We start from the raw sequence: 1,813 nt of genomic DNA, 5'->3' as shown, positions 1-1,813 counted from the left end.
ACGGTTGTGGCGCACGTCTTCGGTGAACGCACTCTGGCCACACTGGAGCGTCTTCTGAGCCTGCTGTCGGCCTTTGAGGTCGTGGTATGGATGACGGATGGCTGGCCGCAGTATGAATCACGCCTGAAGGGAAAGCTGCACGTTATCAGCAAGCGTTACACTCAGCGCATTGAGCGACATAATCTGAATCTGAGACAACATCTGGCAAGGCTGGGACGGAAGTCACTGTCGTTCTCAAAATCGGTGGAGCTGCATGACAAGGTCATCGGGCATTATCTGAACATAAAACACTATCAGTAAGTTGGAGTCATTACCGTCGACGCCTGACTGATTATGATAAGTGCAAGGGTAAACGTTCCTTGCGCTTTCTTAAATTAAGAAGTCGCAATGAGTATTACTTTGTAAATTGCAGGGTATTGTTTAAATATCTATATAACCTGAATGTTAGTACTCATTCTTCTCAGTGGTTATTTGCCAATATAATTCCATTCACCATTTTTTAATTCAAACAGTTCTGGAAGAGATGACGGTTGCAGAGTCATGCGTTTGAGTGGCGCATCTTCATCACCGGGGATAACGTTATATCCCATTTTTGCATGGATCTCCGCGGTACCAGGATAGGCTTCTATACCAATTATTGGGTCATTTCCCATTCCAATATTAGCATTAAGTAATGCTGCAAGGGCGAATCCGGAAGAATTTGCCACCCCTGAGACAGTTATTATCTGATCAATATAGATATCAATTCTTGGCTGCTCATTGGTCCATCTTTTTGCCTGAGAAGCTGGAAGGGTTGAAATATATCCTATCGTGGTTCCGGCATAACCAGGAACATTGCAACCAGGGCCTAATGTTATTTCATGAACTGTATAGTCCTCAACAGGATCGAAAGGGCTCTTCATAAATAAATTTAGCCGTAAACCTTCTGCTAACTCTGTAGCAGCATGCGCCTTTTTACATATACCACCATATATTTCGTCTAAAGCTGAGGTGATTTTCAAGTTTCGATAGAGCATACGTCCTGTTGTTGTAATACCATTGAATTCTCTGCATGTATCTGTCGCATAATTAAATGGCCAGGACTGTTTGCCAATATTAAGTTTTCTAATTTCGACAACGCTTTTTCCATCGTAATTATGGTTATTTCCACGAGTAAGAGGCAGAAGATAGATATTTTCCGTATCCATCCGTGCATATTCATATTCACGTGTTAACTTATTGTCGACTTTTGGATGATGAAGGAAGTGATTATCTGTAATAATTTGACTCTGAAGGGCATTGCTTAATGGCATAGACATAATAGTTACCTTTTATGAGTATTTCACCGATGTTTAGAAAAATAGATAAATTTTTCTGTAGTAAAAAAGAAGTAAAAAAATGACATGCATGTTTCTGTTGTAGTGATATCAACTCTACACGGTGATATTAAAGGGTAGGAAACACTCTAAAGTATCAAAAAACGCTCATTTGAAATTATTTTCATGCAATTAAAAAGCATATCTTATTACTAATTGGAATTTGATGTTGCTATATTGATGTCTATATTAATAATGCCTATGAATGGTATTTTTGATGTATTTGATATGTTATCAAGGTAATGCTGCCAACTTACTGATTTAGTGTATGATGGTGATTTTAAGGTGCTTGCGTGGCTTCCATTTCCATCAGATGTCCTTCCTGCTCCGCTACTGAAGGCGTGGTGCGTAACGGCAAAAGCACTGCCGGACATCAGCGCTATCTCTGCTCTCATTGCCGTAAAACATGGCAACTACAGTTCACTTACACCGCCTCTCAGCCCGGTACGCACCAGAAA

4 protein-coding genes are annotated in these 1,813 nt (G+C 40.4%); 3 read left to right on the top strand and 1 reads right to left on the bottom strand.

Translation table 11 applies throughout. The features are described from left to right. Positions 1 to 300, top strand: a 300-nt coding sequence (locus tag BGK49_RS13705) for an IS1 family transposase (protein ID WP_069375675.1), incomplete at its 5' end; no start/stop codon positions are given. A gap of 167 nt (positions 301 to 467) precedes the next feature. Here the strand turns inward: BGK49_RS13705 and BGK49_RS13700 are convergent. Next, complete coding sequence (locus tag BGK49_RS13700; protein WP_000062561.1) at positions 468 to 1,298, bottom strand: DUF2686 family protein; 831 nt, start codon at positions 1,296 to 1,298, stop codon at positions 468 to 470. A 237-nt stretch (positions 1,299 to 1,535) separates the two neighbouring features. Here BGK49_RS13700 and BGK49_RS31690 point away from each other — a divergent pair, with 237 nt between their 5' ends. Together BGK49_RS31690 and BGK49_RS27125 are read left to right on the top strand one after the other, a co-directional pair. After that, the gene (locus BGK49_RS31690; protein WP_432422799.1) at positions 1,536 to 1,598 is read left to right on the top strand and encodes a hypothetical protein; all 63 of its coding nucleotides are present in this window, start codon (positions 1,536 to 1,538) and stop codon (positions 1,596 to 1,598) included. 50 nt (positions 1,599 to 1,648) lie between these two features. Further along, positions 1,649 to 1,813: IS1 family transposase (locus BGK49_RS27125; protein WP_047664789.1), on the top strand; the 165-nt coding region annotated here is incomplete at its 3' end.

Origin of the sequence: Shigella sp. FC1544 (assembly GCF_001722145.1) — a bacterium.
In the GTDB taxonomy this organism is placed as follows: domain Bacteria; phylum Pseudomonadota; class Gammaproteobacteria; order Enterobacterales; family Enterobacteriaceae; genus Escherichia; species Escherichia coli.
Note: the sequence above shows the minus strand (reverse complement) of the source record. Positions and strands in the feature narration are given on the sequence as shown.

Bases quoted from the DNA above. Each gene is read 5' to 3' on its own strand.
- BGK49_RS13700 (WP_000062561.1), bottom strand. From the start codon at position 1,298: ATGTCTATGCCATTAAGCAATGCCCTTCAGAGTCAAATTATTACAGAT.